Annotated in this window: 13 protein-coding genes; 4 read left to right on the top strand and 9 right to left on the bottom strand. The window is 71.2% G+C overall.

Translation table 11 applies throughout. The annotated features are described in order from the left end of the window. Together I8N67_RS28035 and I8N67_RS28030 are read left to right on the top strand one after the other, a co-directional pair. The gene (locus tag I8N67_RS28035; protein WP_200306857.1) at positions 1-1,947 is read left to right on the top strand and encodes a fumarate reductase/succinate dehydrogenase flavoprotein subunit; all 1,947 of its coding nucleotides are present in this window, start codon (positions 1-3) and stop codon (positions 1,945-1,947) included. 22 nt (positions 1,948-1,969) lie between these two features. Next, positions 1,970-2,749 carry a succinate dehydrogenase/fumarate reductase iron-sulfur subunit gene (locus tag I8N67_RS28030; protein ID WP_200306855.1) on the top strand — a complete coding sequence of 260 codons (780 nt, stop codon included), beginning with the start codon at positions 1,970-1,972 and terminating at the stop codon, positions 2,747-2,749. Here I8N67_RS28030 and I8N67_RS28025 read toward each other — a convergent pair. Together I8N67_RS28025 and I8N67_RS42995 are read right to left on the bottom strand one after the other, a co-directional pair. Next, positions 2,724-3,815, bottom strand: coding sequence for a phosphotransferase (locus I8N67_RS28025; protein ID WP_307835392.1), 1,092 nt, complete (start codon positions 3,813-3,815; stop codon positions 2,724-2,726). The genes I8N67_RS28030 and I8N67_RS28025 overlap by 26 nt on opposite strands. Further along, positions 3,812-4,108 (bottom strand): hypothetical protein, encoded by a 297-nt coding sequence (locus I8N67_RS42995; RefSeq protein ID WP_234046406.1) that lies wholly within the window; start codon positions 4,106-4,108, stop codon positions 3,812-3,814. The genes I8N67_RS28025 and I8N67_RS42995 overlap by 4 nt, the downstream gene beginning before the upstream one ends. A gap of 182 nt (positions 4,109-4,290) precedes the next feature. Here I8N67_RS42995 and I8N67_RS28020 point away from each other — a divergent pair, with 182 nt between their 5' ends. Next, positions 4,291-6,255: a hypothetical protein gene (locus I8N67_RS28020; RefSeq protein WP_200306851.1), complete on the top strand. Its 1,965-nt coding sequence runs from the start codon at positions 4,291-4,293 to the stop codon at positions 6,253-6,255. Between the two features lie 44 nt (positions 6,256-6,299). Here the strand turns inward: I8N67_RS28020 and I8N67_RS28015 are convergent, their stop codons facing one another. The 6 genes from I8N67_RS28015 to I8N67_RS27990 all read right to left on the bottom strand — a co-directional run bounded on the left by I8N67_RS28015 (position 6,300) and on the right by I8N67_RS27990 (position 13,604). Continuing rightward, entirely contained in the window at positions 6,300-9,194 is a 2,895-nt protein-coding gene (locus I8N67_RS28015; RefSeq protein ID WP_372443812.1) for a SpoIIE family protein phosphatase, read from the bottom strand. A 276-nt stretch (positions 9,195-9,470) separates the two neighbouring features. After that, on the bottom strand, positions 9,471-9,878 hold the full coding sequence (locus tag I8N67_RS28010; protein ID WP_200306847.1) for an ATP-binding protein: 408 nt from the start codon (positions 9,876-9,878) through the stop codon (positions 9,471-9,473). A 391-nt stretch (positions 9,879-10,269) separates the two neighbouring features. Further along, positions 10,270-10,677: a (deoxy)nucleoside triphosphate pyrophosphohydrolase gene (locus I8N67_RS28005; RefSeq protein WP_200306845.1), complete on the bottom strand. Its 408-nt coding sequence runs from the start codon at positions 10,675-10,677 to the stop codon at positions 10,270-10,272. Between the two features lie 45 nt (positions 10,678-10,722). Beyond that, positions 10,723-10,923, bottom strand: coding sequence for an SPOR domain-containing protein (locus tag I8N67_RS28000; protein WP_200306843.1), 201 nt, complete (start codon positions 10,921-10,923; stop codon positions 10,723-10,725). A gap of 569 nt (positions 10,924-11,492) precedes the next feature. Then, positions 11,493-12,245 (bottom strand): GntR family transcriptional regulator, encoded by a 753-nt coding sequence (locus I8N67_RS27995; RefSeq protein WP_200306841.1) that lies wholly within the window; start codon positions 12,243-12,245, stop codon positions 11,493-11,495. Positions 12,246-12,392: 147 nt separating this feature from the next. Then, positions 12,393-13,604, bottom strand: coding sequence for a DUF4190 domain-containing protein (locus tag I8N67_RS27990; RefSeq protein ID WP_200306839.1), 1,212 nt, complete (start codon positions 13,602-13,604; stop codon positions 12,393-12,395). Positions 13,605-13,899: 295 nt separating this feature from the next. Here I8N67_RS27990 and I8N67_RS27985 point away from each other — a divergent pair, with 295 nt between their 5' ends. Next, positions 13,900-15,006 (top strand): pyridoxal-phosphate dependent enzyme, encoded by a 1,107-nt coding sequence (locus I8N67_RS27985; protein WP_200306837.1) that lies wholly within the window; start codon positions 13,900-13,902, stop codon positions 15,004-15,006. Between the two features lie 356 nt (positions 15,007-15,362). Here the strand turns inward: I8N67_RS27985 and I8N67_RS27980 are convergent, their stop codons facing one another. Next, positions 15,363-15,527 (bottom strand): hypothetical protein, encoded by a 165-nt coding sequence (locus I8N67_RS27980; protein WP_200306835.1) that lies wholly within the window; start codon positions 15,525-15,527, stop codon positions 15,363-15,365. Positions 15,528-15,926 lie beyond the last annotated feature (399 nt).

Raw genomic sequence — 15,926 nt, 5'->3', positions numbered from 1 at the left:
ATGTCCGTGGTCGAACGACAGGAGTGGGACGTCGTCGTGATCGGCGCCGGCGGGGCGGGGTTGCGCGCCGCGATCGAGGCCCGTGAGCGGGGCGCCCGTACGGCCGTGATCTGCAAGTCCCTGTTCGGCAAGGCCCACACCGTGATGGCCGAGGGCGGCATCGCGGCCGCCATGGGCAATGTCAACTCCGGTGACAACTGGCAGGTCCACTTCCGCGACACCATGCGCGGCGGCAAATTCCTCAACCAGTGGCGGATGGCGGAGCTGCATGCCCAGGAGGCCCCCGACCGCGTGTGGGAGCTGGAGACCTGGGGCGCCCTCTTCGACCGTACGAAGGACGGGCGCATCTCGCAGCGCAACTTCGGCGGCCACGAGTACCCGCGCCTCGCCCACGTCGGCGACCGTACGGGCCTCGAACTCATCCGTACGCTCCAGCAGAAGATCGTCGCGCTCCAGCAGGAGGACCACAAGGAGACCGGCGACTACGAGTCCCGCCTGAAGGTCTTCCAGGAGTGCACGGTCACCCGGATCCTGAAGGACGGCGAGCGGGTGTCGGGGGTCTTCGGCTACGAGCGCGAGTCGGGCCGTTTCCTCGTCCTCGAAGCGCCCGCCGTCGTCATCTCCACCGGTGGCATCGGCAAGTCCTTCAAGGTGACGTCGAACTCGTGGGAGTACACGGGCGACGGGCACGCGCTCGCCCTGCTGGCCGGCGCGCCCCTGCTGAACATGGAGTTCGTGCAGTTCCATCCGACGGGCATGGTCTGGCCGCCGTCGGTGAAGGGCATCCTCGTCACGGAGTCGGTACGCGGCGACGGCGGGGTGCTGCGCAACTCCGAGGGCAAGCGGTTCATGTTCGACTACATCCCGGACGTCTTCAAGGAGAAGTACGCGCAGTCCGAGGAGGAGGGCGACCGCTGGTACGACGACCCGGACCACAACCGGCGCCCGCCCGAGCTGCTGCCCCGTGACGAGGTGGCGCGAGCCATCAACTCCGAGGTGAAGGCGGGCCGAGGCTCCCCGCACGGCGGGGTCTTCCTGGATGTGTCCACGCGGATGCCGGCCGAGACCATCCGCCGTCGGCTCCCCTCCATGTACCACCAGTTCAAGGAGCTGGCGGATGTCGACATCACGGCGGAGGCGATGGAGGTCGGGCCCACCTGTCACTACGTGATGGGCGGCATCGCGGTCGAGTCGGACACGGCGGCGGCGCGCGGCGTACCGGGCCTGTTCGCGTCCGGTGAGGTGGCCGGTGGCATGCACGGCTCCAACCGGCTGGGCGGCAACTCCCTCTCCGACCTGCTGGTCTTCGGCCGCCGGGCGGGGCTGCACGCGGCCGAGTACGCGGCGGGGCTCACCGGGGCCCGGCCCCCGGTGGACGAAGACCAGATCGACACGGCCGCCGCGGAGGCCCTGCGGCCCTTCTCCGCCGAGGGACCGCCGCCCGGCGAGCAGGACGGGCGCCCGCCGGAGAACCCGTACACCCTGCACCAGGAACTCCAGCAGGCCATGAACGACCTGGTCGGCATCATCCGCCGGGAGGGCGAGATGGAGCAGGCGCTGGAGAAGCTGGCCGACCTGCGCGTACGGGCGCGCCGGGCGGGCGTGGAGGGGCACCGGCAGTTCAACCCCGGCTGGCATCTCGCCCTGGACCTGCGGAACATGCTGCTGGTCAGCGAGTGCGTGGCGCGGGCCGCGCTGGAGCGCACCGAGTCGCGCGGCGGCCACACCCGCGAGGACCATCCGGCGATGGAACGCGAGTGGCGCCGTATCAACCTGCTGTGCCGGCTGACCGATCCGACGGGCGGATCGGCGGCGGCCACGGACCCCGTCGTCGCCCAGATCGCCCTGACCCGTGAGACCACCGAACCCGTCCGCCCCGACCTGCTCGCCCTCTTCGACAAGGAGGAGCTGGTCAAGTACCTCGCCGAAGAGGAGCTCTACGAGTGAGCAGCTACGAGGAGCCGCGGTCATGAGCGGCGGATACGAGGCCCGCTTCAAGGTGTGGCGCGGCGACGTGAAGGGCGGCGACCTCGAGGACTTCGAGGTCGAGGTCAACGAGGGCGAGGTGGTCCTCGACATCATCCACCGTCTCCAGGCCACCCAGGCGCCCGACCTCGCCGTCCGCTGGAACTGCAAGGCGGGCAAGTGCGGTTCGTGTTCCGCCGAGATCAACGGGCGTCCCCGGCTGATGTGCATGACCCGGATGTCGGTGTTCGAGCCGGACGAGACGATCACCGTCACCCCGCTGCGCGCCTTCCCGGTGGTCCGCGACCTGGTCACGGACGTCGGCTTCAACTACACCAAGGCGCGCGAGATCCCGGCGTTCGTGCCGCCGGAGGGAGTCGGGGCCGGCGAGTACCGGATGATGCAGGAGGACGTGGACCGCTCCCAGGAGTTCCGGAAGTGCATCGAGTGCTTCCTGTGCCAGGACACCTGCCATGTCGTCCGCGACCACGAGGAGAACAAGTCGGCTTTCGCCGGCCCCCGCTTCCTCATGCGCGTCGCCGAGCTGGACATGCACCCCCTCGACGCCGCCGAGGACACCGGTCTCGACCGCAAACAGACCGCCCAGGACGAACACGGCCTCGGCTACTGCAACATCACCAAGTGCTGCACCGAGGTCTGCCCCGAGGGCATCAAGATCACGGACAACGCGCTGATCCCGCTGAAGGAGCGAGCCGTCGACCGCAAGTACGACCCGCTCGTGTGGCTGGGCTCGAAGATCAGGAGGCGTTCCTCAGCAGGGTGAGGGCCCGCCGCAGGCTGTGCTCGACGATCTCCCGCATGAACGCCCGGTCCGGGAAGTCGCCGTCGAGGAGGCGGAGCGGACCGGCGACGAGGCTGAGGTTCATGGCGAGGCGGTAGAGGCGGAGCCGGTCCTCGTCGAGGCCGGGGGCGCGCAGGACGTCGTAGTGGGGGCCGAACCGGAGCTCCAGGAACGCGTGTTCCCACTCCGGGTCGAAGTACATCAGCCCCTCGATGTCGATCAGGACGGGCTCCCCGCCGGCCCCGACCAGCACATGGTCGGGGCCCAGCTCGCCATGGATCAGGGTGTGATGATCGCGGGGCCGCACGGCGGAGGCGAGCGCCTGCACCCGCTCGTCGAACGCCTCACGCGCCTGAGCCACACGCGCGTCCCGGCCGGCCGCCTCCGCGATGTCCCGCAGCGCCCGGTCCCGTACGACGGCCGCGCAGGAGGTGCCGTACGAGGAAGCCCCCTGGTCGACGACGGAGACCTTGCCGAACCCTCGGGCGGCCGGCGTACCACCACGCATCGTCTCCAGCATCCCTGCCAGCCGCTCCAGGGTGCCCGCCACCGCCCCCGGATCACGCTCCAGCGCCTCCTCCAGGGTCCCGTCGCGTACGTCCTCGACGACGGCCGCGTCCGTCGGGAGGTGACGGCCGGTGCGGTCGGCGAGGAGCAGCCGCGGGGTACGGACCCCGAGACCGGCGAGCCGATCGTGCGCGGCGGTGAACAGTTCGATGCCGGAGGCGTGCGAGAAGGGATCACGCGGATCGGATTCGACGAAGTGCCCTGCGCCCCCGCCCTCCTGCTCGTTCTTCTTCTTGTTCTTCTGCTTGTCCTTCTGCTTGTTCTTCTGCTTGTCCTTCTGCTGCTGCCAGTAGTCCTCGTCCGGGGACCAGACGTAAGCAACGGCCGTGCCGCCGTCGTCGAAGGTGAGCCGGTAGACGCCCTTCTTGCTGCCGCCGCGCAATCGCGAGACCGCCACGAGCCGCCGGTCCGGGCCGAGGGCGGCACGGGCGAGGGGCGCCAGCTCGGTCACGGTGAGCGGCCTGCGCCCGCCGACTGTCACTGTGGTTCCTGCCGGACGCGGCCGGGACGGTTCGCGAGGGGCGATATCGCCATGTTCGCGGCGAACAGTACGCCGGCCGCCAGCGCGGCCGGCGTACTCATCCCGTCCGCCCGAAAGGCGAAGAGCCACAAACAGATCCCGGCATTGCCGATCAGCGTCGAGTAGCCCCACAGCCTGGGCCGCAGCGTCCGCCGCAGCCACGGCGGCATCCATCCGGTACGGATCGCGATCACGGCGCACACCGTGGACGCCACGATGAGCGCCCCGGCGATCCCGATGAAAACGTCTCCCACGATGCCTTTGACCTCCCCCGCGCAGCGAGCTGATCATGACACCCTCACCCCTGGGAGACCAGTCCCATCCACCCGCCGACCGCCCCTCCCACTCGCGACCACGCAACACCGGACATACGCTCCCAAATGTGACGTCGCGTCTGAGAACAACCCAACCGCGAGCCGCCACGTCCCACATAGCCGTGCGCCTGGCCCACACCGCGCTCGGGGGGCTGGCCGCCATGGGCTGGCTACTGCTGCCCGCGGCGACGGGGTCGACCATCGGGGGACAGTCCTTGGAGCCGGGGGCCGGGGGGCGGGGGGTTCCTTCGGCCTCCGGCGAGCGGACCGTGGGGGCGGACGTCGACGGAGAGTCCCCGGAGTTGGGCGCCGGCAGGCGAGGGGTGCCCTCGGCCGTCGGCGAGCGGCCCGTGGGGGCGGACGTCGGCCAAGGGCCGGCGCCTCCGGCCGAGGGCGAACAATCCGTGGTCGCTGCCGGAAGGGAGTCCACGAAGGCGGACGCCGGCAGCCAGGCGCTGCCACCGCGCGCCGGTCGGCAATCCGTGGCCCCCGCCTCCGACGAGCAGACCACCGCTCCGGCCACCGACAGACAACCCGTAGAGCAGCCCGCCGGTCCGGCCGGCGGACAGCCTGTCGCCCCGGCCCTCGGCGGGTCGCTCGGCGTGGCAGCATCCGGAACCGACGAGGCCTCCGCCGCGGAACTGGTGCTGCCGGTGGCCGCCGCCGGCGTGGCGGTCGCCGTTGCCGTGTACTCACTCGTACGACGCAGACGCCGCGCCCAACTCCGCACGACCCCCACCGGCGCCTTCGAAGCGCCGGTCACCTCGCTGCCCGACCTGCACCGCCGGGCGCAGCGGCTGCTCGTCGACACCGACGACAGCGTCCGTACGAGCGCCGAGGAACTCCGCTTCGCGGCCGCCCGGCCGGGCCGTACCGCCACCGAGCCGGACCCGGCGGATCCCGATGAGGCCGAGCCGCACGCCCAGACGCCGGCGGCACCCGACACCACCCAGCCGTCCCCAGCGCGGCCGATGGCGCTCGACACCACCCAGCCCTACGCCGAGACGCCGTCGACCCAAGACCCGGCCCAGCCCTTCGTAGAAGCCCTGGCGGACGCGCGGCGCGCGCTGGGCGTGGCCTTTCAGGCGGGTCAGCGGCTGGACGACGAAGCGGACGCCCTGTCTCCCGACGAGGAGCGGGCCCTGTTGGAGGAGATTCTCACCCGGTGTACGACAGCACAGCGGCGGCTCGACACGGCGACCCCCGCATTCGATCAACTCCGGGCACTGGAGCGGGACATCACCCCGGCGCTGGTGTGCGCGGAGGCCCGCTTCCGCGAGTTGACCGGGCGTACGGCGACCGCGGCCACCACCCTCTCCGCCCTCCGCGACGGCTACGCCCCGGCCGCCGTCCTCCCCGTCACCGGGTATGTCGAGCAGGCCAAGGACCGCCTGGTCTTCGCCACGGCCGAGCTCAACCGGGCCCGCCAGGCGGCCTACCCGGGCGACTTGACCATCGCGGCCGTGCACCTGCGGGCCGCCGAGGGCGCGATCGACCAGGCCGACGTGTTCGTGACCGGCGTGGAGCGGCTCGCCGTCGAGCTGGCGCGAGCCACCGAGGCCGCGAAGCGGGGCGCGCCCTTCGCCGGGCCGTACGACGACCCCCTCGATGTCCTCCGCCGCCAGGGGCGCTGGTTCCTACCGGCCCACAGCGCCGTGGCCGCCGCGACAGACTTCGTCACCACGCATCGCGGAGCGGTGGGATTCAGGGCACGAACCCGACTGGCGGAGGCGGCACGGCACTTGGCGCAAGCGGATTCGGCCTCCCCCGACACCGACACCGAGGCCGACACCGAGGCCGGAGCCGCAGCCCCACCCGCAGCCACCGAGACCACCCCGCACTCCCAGCGCGCCCTCAACCTCGCCCTCGCCCACGCCCAGGAAGCCCGGCAGCTGGCCGAGCAAGACGTACGGGCGTACGGAAACCCGTACGGCGGCCCGGTCGGCGACGGCCTGGCCGGAGCCCTCCTGGGCGGAATCCTCCTCGGCGAGGCGCCCGGCGGCGGTGGCCGGGGCGACCCGCGGGGCCCCGCCTGCTTCGGCGGCACGGCGACCCGCGGCCGTAGGACGGTCGGCGGCCAGTTCTGACCCCCGGCCCCGCCCCGACGCCGTCCACCAACCCCAGGCGACCCCTAGAACAGGCTCAGCAACGCCTCCGCCGGATCCGTCAGCCCGGTCTCCCCACCGGGCAGCGGCAGTTCGAACCACACCGTCTTGCCGCGCGGCGTCCGGCGGGAGCCCCACGCGGCGGAGAGGAGGCCGACGAGCTGGAGGCCCCGGCCGCCCTCGTCGGTGTCGCGGGCGCGGCGACGGCGGGGCTGGACGAGACCGGCGTCCCAGACCTCGCAGACGAGGGTTCTGTCGAGGAGCAGCCGGAGCCGTATCTCGCCCTCGCCGTAGCGCAGGGCGTTGGTGACCAGCTCGCTCACCAGCAGCTCCGCGGTGTCGACCAGCGGTTCCAGGTCCCAGCCCATGAGCCGGCTGCGAGCGTACTCACGGGCGCGGCCGACGCTGCGCGGCTCACGCGGCAGCGTCCAGTCGCCGACGGAGTCCTCGGGCAGCCCCTGCACACGTGCCATCAGCAGCGCGATGTCGTCCTCGCCGTGGTGGGTGTCGAGGGTGTTGAGGACGTGGTCGCAGACGTCCTCAAGCGACCGGGGCGTGTCGGCGCGCAGCGCGGTCGGCGGCTGGGCGGGATCGGTGAGCGCGCCGACGAAAGCCTGGAGGCCCTCGTCGAGGGGATGGTCACGGGATTCGACCAGTCCATCCGTGTAGAGCGCCAACAGTGCCCCTTCGGGCAGTTCGACCTCCACCTCCTCGAACGGCTCGCCGCCGACACCGAGCGGCATGCCCGGCGGCACGTCGAGCATCAGCGCGCTCTCGCCGGGTTCGACCAGTACGGGCGGCAGATGGCCGGCGTTGGCGAAGGTGCAGCGGCGGGTCACCGAGTCGTAGACGGCGTAGACGCAGGTCGCGAGGTACACCTCGGCAAGGTCCTTGTCGCGGGGCCGGCCGGCGGTCGTGCGGGAGGCCGACTGGCCGCCGCCGGGTGTACCGAGGCCACGGGCGATCTCGTCGAGCGCCGAGAGGACCTCGGCGGGTTCGAGGTCCAGCAGGGCCAACGTACGAACAGCTGTACGAAGTTCACCCATTGCCACCGCTGCCCGCAGCCCGCGGCCCATCACGTCGCCGATGACCAGGGCCGTGCGGTGGCCGGGGAGTTCGATGACGTCGAACCAGTCGCCGCCGACCTCGGTGGCCGCGTTGCCCGGCAGATAGCGGCAGGCGATGTCGAGCCCGGAGGCCTCGGGGTCGCCCGGGGGCAGCAGGGAGCGCTGCAGAATGAGGGCGCGTTCGTGTTCGCGGCGGTACAGGCGCGCGTTGTCGATACAGACGGCGGCGCGCGCGGCCAGCTCCACCGCCAGTGCCCCGTCCCGTTCGCCGAACGGCTCGCTGCCCTTCGTACGCGAGAACTGCACGAGCCCTACGACGGTGTCGTGCGCGACCATCGGCACGGCGAGCGTCGACTGGATCAGGTTGCCCTCCTCGGGCACCTGCTGGGGCCGGGCGGTGCGCAGGGCGTCCGCGCAGGGCGAGTTGAACGGGTAGTGGTGGACCGCGCCGACGCGCACCGGGGCCGGTCCGCCGACGAAGGGCGCGTCGGAGACGGCGCTGGCGAAGGCGACCCGGCGCAGCTCGGCGCTGCCGTCGGCGAGGCCGGGCGGGGTCTCGTCGCCCATCAGGAGTCCCTGGTAGAGGTCGACGGTGGCGAGGTCGCAGAAGCCGGGGACGACGACGTCGAGGAGTTCGCGGGCGGTCGTCTCCAGGTCGAGGGAGTTACCGATGCGCGAGCCGGCCTCGTTGAGAAGGGCGAGATTCCGCCGGGCGGCGGCCGCTTCCCGGGCCGCGGAACGGCGGGCCGTGATGTCGGTGGCGAGCCAGGCGATGCCGATGGGGCGGCCGGTGCCGCTGTGCACGCGATAGAGGTTGACGGACCAGTGGAGGCGCTTGTCGGAGCCGGGCAGGAAGCCCGTGATGTGCATGTCCGTGATCGACTCGCCGGTCTCCATGACCCGCCGCAGGGTCGCCTCGACCCGCTCGGCCTCCGGGGACTGGAGATAGTCCCGGACGCCCCGGCCCCGGTGGTCGTCGACGTCGCCGCCGTAGAGGGAGGCGAACCGCTGGTTGGCGCGCCTTACCCGAAGATCGGTGTCTATCAGAAGGAATCCGAACGGGGATTGGCTGAAAATCGACTGCGAAGCGGCAAGGTCGGTCTCAATCCTGCGCAGAGTCCGCACATCCACCACGATGCACACGGCGGCCCGTTCGCCACCCTCCACGGTGGTGGGCATCACGTACACCTCGGCGAGCCCCTCCACCCCTTCGGGACCCGGCACCCGGAACGGGACCACGCCGGTCCACTCCCGGCCGTCGAGGATCTCGGCCATCTTCCGCTGGCCCTCGGCACGCCGGTCGGGGTCGATGAAGGCATCGATGGGGTCCATCCCCACGGCCCGCTCGGCGGATATGCCGAACAACTGCTCGGCACGCAGACTCCATTGGTCGACGAGTCCGTCGGGACCGATGGAGAAGGACGCCACCTTGATGTAGTCGTACATGGACCCCGGCGGGCTGGTCTGCCACATGGCGTCGCCGGGCCCCTGACCGGCCATGACACCAGCGGACGCACCGGCATCGTCGGCACCGCCCGGCGCACCGCCGCCCGCCTCGGCCGCCGCTCGGCCCCCGGACGCACGCCGGGCAACCACACCCTCGCCGAACCCACGGCTCCTGGACGCACCACTGCCGGACGCACGACTCACAGGCGTACGACGCGTCGTGTCGCCGCCCGTCCTGTCGCGTGTGGCCCCGCTGCCGCGAGTGGCTCCGCCCAGGCCTGAATCGTCTGCGGCCTCGGGCCTCGCGCCGTCCGACGGGTCCTTGGACCCGGTGGACTTCGTGGCCTTCGCTGGTATCTCGCTCACGCGAACCGTCCCCTCCAGCTCACCGCGTCCGGCTTCGGTCACCAGGGGCGGCTGCCCGCAGTATCCAGCACTACGGCGCCGCACAACACGGTGTTCACGATCACAGCACGGTCCCGATCGTTTTTGGACCTGCCGGGACATACTCCCAAGTCTTCTAACCAGGCGGTGCCCTCTCGAATCAAAGACTCCAGCCAGCTCTACTGGCTGGATCCAGTCGGTCGCACGCGCGCCCCGGGGAGCCGCCCCCTCCCCCGGTTCGTACGCCCCGGGCTCCGGCCATGCACCAGGACCTTCTTCCGATACGTCGACAGGTGCCCCTCAGCGGGGAACCGCGAGCTCGAACCAGACCGTCTTGCCCGCCTCCCCGGGGCGCGTACCCCAGGCCCGCGAGGAACAAGCCACGAGTTGCAGACCCCGTCCGCCCTCGTCGTCGAGATGGGCCGCGCGCTCCAGGGGCAGATCGGGCAACGGGTCGGAAACCTCGACAAGGAGAGTGCCCGAGGGGCCGGCGGGACGCACGAGCCGTACGCCGATGGGCCCGGTCGCGTGCCGCAGGGCGTTGGTCACCAGCTCGCTCACCAACAGGACGGTGATGTCGCCGAGCGCGTCGAGACCCCACTCACGCAGCCGGCGGTGGACGACAGAACGTGCGGTGCGCACGGCACCCGGCTCCGCAGGGAAGGTCCACTCGGCGCAGTCGTCTCCGCTGTCGATCACGCCGATCACTTCCCAGTCCAGAAGCAGACCCTGTCCGGTTTCGTGGGGTTAATGGGCACATACCCGATATCCAGCCCGAAGTACCGCGCACGAGGGCGCACTGTGGCACGAACAGCGTAGAGAGCGCACCCGCACGGGCAAACCGAGGGCACGCCCCAAAGGGGCGCGGGGAACTGCGCGATCAGCCACGACGCTCGGACAGGTATCAGCGCACGGTGGCCCCCACCGACGACCCCGGCGGGGGCACGGGGGCGGCAGCCCCCAGAGTCTGCACCTGGGATTCCGGGGCGCCGCAGCCCCCGGCGCAGGAGGGGCAGCGCCCCTGGGGATGGGACGGGTAGGGGCGGCGGGGGCGACAACGCCCCCCGTCCGGCGGCACCCCTCGCACCCCCAAGGAGGCTCAGCCTCCCCCGTCCCCCCAAGCCATCCGCGCCGTCTCCATCACGGCCGGGACATCCTGCTCCAGCCAGTCCACGTCCCACACCTCATCGACGGTGAGCCAACGCAGCTCGTCATGATCCTCGAGGGGCCGGGGCTCACCGGAAAGCAGATGCGCGATCCAGACCCGCAGGACATACCCCGGCTTCACCGCCCACTCCCCCGGCACCCGCTCCGCGGACTTCGCCTCGACCCCGAGCTCTTCGCGCAGCTCACGGACGAGGGCCTGTTCGGGGGGCTCGCCGGGCTCCACCTTGCCGCCGGGCAGTTCCCAACGTCCGGCCAGCTCAGGCGGTGCGCTGCGGCGCGCGGCGAGCAGTCGCCCGTCGCTCAGCAGGGCGGCTCCCACCACCACGATCGGTTCGGTCATGCGCGGGAGCCTACGGGAGCGGGAACGGACGCCGGGCGGGGTGAATCACTTGCTCCCACTCTGCCCGTTCTGACCGTTCTGTCCGACCCGCTCGACCCAGTAGAGCTGCCTGTGGCCGCGACTGTCGAGGCTGTCCGCGATGTCCTGTGCCTCGGAACGCGTCGCGTACCTGCCCACCCGGTAGCGATTGCCGTTGTCGTCCTGCCTTATGACGAGCCAGGGAAGAGTGATCGTGCCGTCGTTCATCGACCCCCACCACTCCTTCCCGCCCAGGCCCGTCCAGGTCCCGCCCCCGGACCCCGTCGCACCCCGCCACCCAAGGAAACCGCAATCCGCATATGCCCGAGCGTACGCCTAACCTTCACGCAGCGAATCCGTCTTTTCACAAAGAGGTACGCAACCAGCCAAGACGGAGGGAGCGCACCCCGTCGAACGCGCCGTCGATCGCTACCCACGCGCCCCCCAGCGCTTCAACGAGCAGCGATACAGCGCCACTCACACAAAACGGGCGACTGCCGGAGCGCACGGCGACCCGCCGGCAAGAACGACCGAATTCGAACTACGTTCGGATGGAATCCAAGGTCTTGGAAAGCCCCAGCTTCCCCAACTTCCCTCTGGCAAAGGCCACTTGACCCACGCCCGCGCCACAGCCCCCTACACACGAATCCAGCCGACTTCCCGAACGGGCAGGCAGCCGGGGCCACTTCACCGCCACGGACCGCACACCGCCCATCGGCGCCCACCCGCCGACACCCACCCCTGGGCCCGCCCCCGGTCCCACCTATCGGTGGCCGCCCCTCACCCCCGGGCCGCCGTCACTTCACCGGCAGGTGGTACGAGACCCGGTACCGGTCCGCCGGGACCACCACGTCCGCCGTCTCCACCGGGCGCCCGGAGGCGAAATAGGTGCGCTGGACGGCCAGGACGACATGCCCGGGGACACCGCCGAGCGCGAGCAGCTCCTCGGCGAGGCCGGGGCGGGCGCCGACCTCCTCGGTGACGTTGTCCACGACGACATCGATGGCGGCCATGCGCTCGACGACACCCATACCGCCGAGGGGGCCCTCCTCGGGGAGCATCACGGGGGTGCGGCCGGTGAGGGAGAGGGGCTCCCAGGAGGTGGAGAGCATCATCACCTCGCCCGCGTCCCGGAAGGTGTACTTGGTGCACATCACGCGGTCACCGGGCTGGATCGCCAGCCGCTCGGCGACGCAGCCGCTCGCCTCGACCTGCTCACTGCGGGACTCCCAGGTGCCGCGCGCGGCGGCATCGGCCTGCTCCTGCCGGAAGGGCGTGGCACCTCCGGCGGGCCGGAACCCGGAGCGGGCCACCCGGCGCGGCACCGGCCGCTCCCGCACATACGTGCCCGACCCGGAGCGACCCTCCACCAGCCCCTCGGCCATGAGCACCTTGCGGGCCTCCAGCGCGACCGTGTCCGAAACGCCGTACTCCTCCCTGATGCGGGCCTGGGAAGGGAGTCGGGTATGCGGTGGCAGCGAACCGCTCGCGATCTTCTTGCGAAGATCACCCGCGACGCGCAGGTACGCAGGCTGCTCACCGAAAGTCACTGGCCGCTCCCATCAGGATGTACAGACAGCTACAGCGTGGCAACCGTGGGTTCCACCATGCAAGCAAAGGCCAGAGAATCACTCGATGTGATGACATACGCCCGGTGAGGGCTTTACGCAGGCACTTTCTCCCCGCTATGGCCGCCGTCACACCTCGGTACCGGAGTCATTCCCTCCGCCATCCTCGCCGGTGTCCTCCGCGTCGTACGTCGGGGACTCGGCGGCCAGACCCAGAGCCTCGCGCGCGGTGACCGCCTTCGGGCCATCGGTCAACTGGTGCGCCTTGTCCCAGTGCTCCGTGAAGACCTCGGCGTCGCTCGCCTTGCTCGCCGCCGCCCACTCGTCACGCGCCTTGTCCAGGCCCTCCGCGTAGTCGGTGACGGCCTCCTCGGCGGAGGGCTCCCAGTCGTGCGCGCGCAGCGCCCGCGTCTGCCGTTCCAGGGCCTGGACCACCCGCGACGCCCACACCTTGTGCCCGGCCAGGTCGTCCTCGACGTACTCCGCCTCGGGAAGGCCGTCGTAGGCCTCGTTCAGGATCGCGTCGGCCTCCAGGTACGCGAACTGGTCGTCGTCGAGGGTCGTCTCGTCCTGTCGCAGCGATCCCGTAAGGGTGGCCTCGGGGTCCATGTTGCCGAACATGCAGGTGATCAGGCGGTCGCCGAGGCGCCAGCTCTGCCGCGTGGGGGTGAAGTAGTAGACGTCGGCGTCGAACGGGAGGGCCCAGGTGTCCATCGCGTACGTCTCCGAGCGCGCGTAACACTGCTCGTCGGCGGCGTCGGTGACCGCGTCGTCGCCCGGGAAGGCGCCCTCCGGCATCGAGAAGTTGGCGAACACCTCCGCGTCGTGCTCTCCGTCGCACGGCACGATGTCGACGTCGTACGCGTAGCTCTCCAGCGAGCCGCTCGGGGTGTCGAAGCAGTCGCCCTTGTCCACCGCGAAGGCGGTTCCCGTGTCGTTCGCCGCGTCCCGGAAGCCGTCCCACGCGTCGCGTGCGCCGCCCGTGGTGAACGCGAGCGTCATCAGCAGCGCGCCGACCGTCGACAGCACGATTCCGGCCACCGCCATGCCCTTGCCGCGCTCCCCCTTCTTCCGGATCTGCACCAGCGCGACGATGCCCAGAAACAGCCCGACACCCGGCAGGAAGCACAGCACCCCGAGCACGAGCCCGGCGATCGCCAACCCGTTGACGGGCCGAGGCGGCTGCGCCACCGGATACCCCTGCCCCCAGGCCTGCCCCCACGGCTGCGGCCCCACCTGATACGGATACGCCTGCCCGGACACGGCCTGCGGCTGCCCCGACGGCGGAAACGGGCCACCGCCATGGGGTGGCTGGGGCCCGAGGTGCGGGGGTGTGGCCACGGGTACAGGTACTCCTTGCGCCGAGCAGAACCGAACAGAGCCGACCGAAGTGGGAACTGACGTACGACTGGGCGCATGGTAAGTCGTGGGACGGTCCGGGGCGATACGCGGGGCGATACACAGAGAGATGCACGGAGAGATACGCAGGGCGATGCACGGGTCGGAAACACCACAACCCACGGCCACAACGCACGGCCACAACTGACCGTCGTCACACATGCCAGGCCCCATGTCCCCATGCCATGCCGCCCCGTCATGCCGCACCGCCATCAACCGTCCCAACTACTCTGCGTTCATGACACCTCTGCCGGATCGCTTCTGCCCGACGGACGGCATTCGCGTCCCCGCCGCCTCCCTCGCCTGGTGCTGCCCGTCCTGCCGGGGCCCTCTGGACCTGGACTTCGCACCCACGCCGGCGCCGCTGAAGTCCCTGACCGGCCGGGTGAACTCCCTATGGCGCTACGCGGAATGCCTCCCCCTCGCGACGCCCTCGGTGTCACTGGGCGAGGGTCGGACCCCGCTCGTCGGGCTGAAGGACGGCATCCAGGCCAAGCTCGACTTCCTGATGCCGACGCTGTCCTTCAAGGACCGGGGCGCGGTCCTGCTCGCCGAGCTGGCTCTGCGGCTGGAGCCCCAGCGAGTGATCGCGGACAGCAGCGGCAACGCGGGCACGGCGGTCGCCGCGTACTGCGCACGGGCCGCGCTGCCCTGCACGGTGTACGTCCCCGCCGGTACGTCGGCCAAGAAGCTGGAGCAGATCGGGGCGCACGGCGCGCAGCTCCACCTCGTCGACGGTGACCGCGAGGCCACGGCCCGCACGGCCCGCGAGGCGGCGGACGCGGACGGCGTCTTCTACGCCTCCCACGTCTACAACCCCTATTTCCTGCACGGCACGAAGACCTACGTCCACGAACTGTGGGAGGACCTCGGCGGCCGCCTCCCCGACGTCATCGTCGTCCCCGTCGGCAACGGCACCCTGCTGCTGGGCGCGGCCCTCGCCGTCGCCGAACTGCACGCGGCCGGCCTCATCGACCGCCGCCCCGCCCTCCACGCCGTCCAGTCCGCGGCGGTGGCCCCCCTGGCCCATGCCTGGGCCGAGGGCGCCGACGACCTCATCGGCGTCACCCCCGCGGCCCCCACCTTCGCCGAGGGCATCGCCATCCCCCACCCACCCCGCGCCCGCCAGATCCTCCGAGCCGTCCGCAACTCCGGCGGCGCCTTCCTCACCGTCACAGAGGACCAGATCCGCCACGCCCAACGCGACCTCGCCTCTCGCGGCCTGTACGTCGAGTCCACTGGCGTGGCGTGCTGGGCGGCCGTGCGGGAAGGGGCGCTTGGGGGGCGTACGGCGGTGGTGCCGTTGTGTGGGGCGGGCTTGAAGACGGGGTTGGCGGCTGGGTGAGGAATTCGGCGGGGGGCTTGCGCGGGGCAGGGCGGCGCGCTTCCGAACGTGGCGAAGACCCAGGGGCGGGCATCGTCTTTGCGGCGGCCCAGGGGCACGCGCCTCGGAACTCACGGGGGTCCCGGGGCGCAGCGCCCCTGGCGGGGTCCGGGGCCGAGTCCCGTGGCAGCGCGGCAGCGCGGCGGGGTCGAAGGGGCGCAGCCCCTGGGCTGGGACGGGTAAGGGCGGCGGGGGCGAACTCCCCTCACCCCACAGGTCCCACCCCTCTTGGCGTACACCCCGAGCCGACAGACCACAGCCCGGGGTGACTTGGAAAGACGCACCTGCCCGGAACCGAACCCCAGCGAACAGCCGGTTCAGTACACCGCGAACAACATCACGGCGAGAAAGCCCGCACCGACCGCCGTAAGCAGCATGCTGCTCCGCTTGTGCCCGACCCACAGCAGGAGCACTCCGGCGGCAACCGCCAGCACACGAAACTCACCGTTGAACACGCCGAGTATCGCCAATGCCACCCACATGTGGCCCCCTCTCCCTGCCTGACTCGCCTGCCTGTTCAAGGCTTCCCCTGCCAAGAGATCAGCACCCCCAAATCACCACGATCCAGGCACGGCAGATCCAAGGGCCGGACCTCCAGGGGTGGCCCTGGCGCGAACCAGGCATGGCGCAGCGAGGCGGGCGCGCTCGAAGGAGGCACTCCGGAAAGACTCGGCGACAAGAGGGAAAACAAGTACCGACGGGGCCGCGCGACGGCCGCCGGCCGCGAGGACGACGATTGGGGCGAGGTCTCGGCCCACGTCCGGCGTGACGACGGCGTCGAGAGCAGGCCGAGCACGAAAGCGATGGGATCGGCAACCCGAAAGCGTTCGAGTCCCACAGCCACTGGTTGATGGGCCCTCGATTTCGGAATCTCGGCTCTC

Origin of the sequence: Streptomyces adelaidensis, assembly GCF_016598475.1 — a bacterium.
In the GTDB taxonomy this organism is placed as follows: domain Bacteria; phylum Actinomycetota; class Actinomycetes; order Streptomycetales; family Streptomycetaceae; genus Streptomyces; species Streptomyces adelaidensis.
The sequence above is the reverse complement of the archived record's forward strand: the minus strand, read 5'-3'. Positions and strand labels throughout refer to the sequence as shown.

Coding starts and splice junctions, on each gene's coding strand:
- I8N67_RS28035 (WP_200306857.1), top strand. CDS start 1: ATGTCCGTGGTCGAACGACAGGAGTGGGACGTCGTCGTGATCGGCGCC.
- I8N67_RS28030 (WP_200306855.1), top strand. CDS start 1,970: ATGAGCGGCGGATACGAGGCCCGCTTCAAGGTGTGGCGCGGCGACGTG.
- I8N67_RS28005 (WP_200306845.1), bottom strand. CDS start 10,677: ATGACCGAACCGATCGTGGTGGTGGGAGCCGCCCTGCTGAGCGACGGG.
- I8N67_RS28000 (WP_200306843.1), bottom strand. CDS start 10,923: ATGAACGACGGCACGATCACTCTTCCCTGGCTCGTCATAAGGCAGGAC.
- I8N67_RS27985 (WP_200306837.1), top strand. CDS start 13,900: ATGACACCTCTGCCGGATCGCTTCTGCCCGACGGACGGCATTCGCGTC.
- I8N67_RS27980 (WP_200306835.1), bottom strand. CDS start 15,527: ATGTGGGTGGCATTGGCGATACTCGGCGTGTTCAACGGTGAGTTTCGT.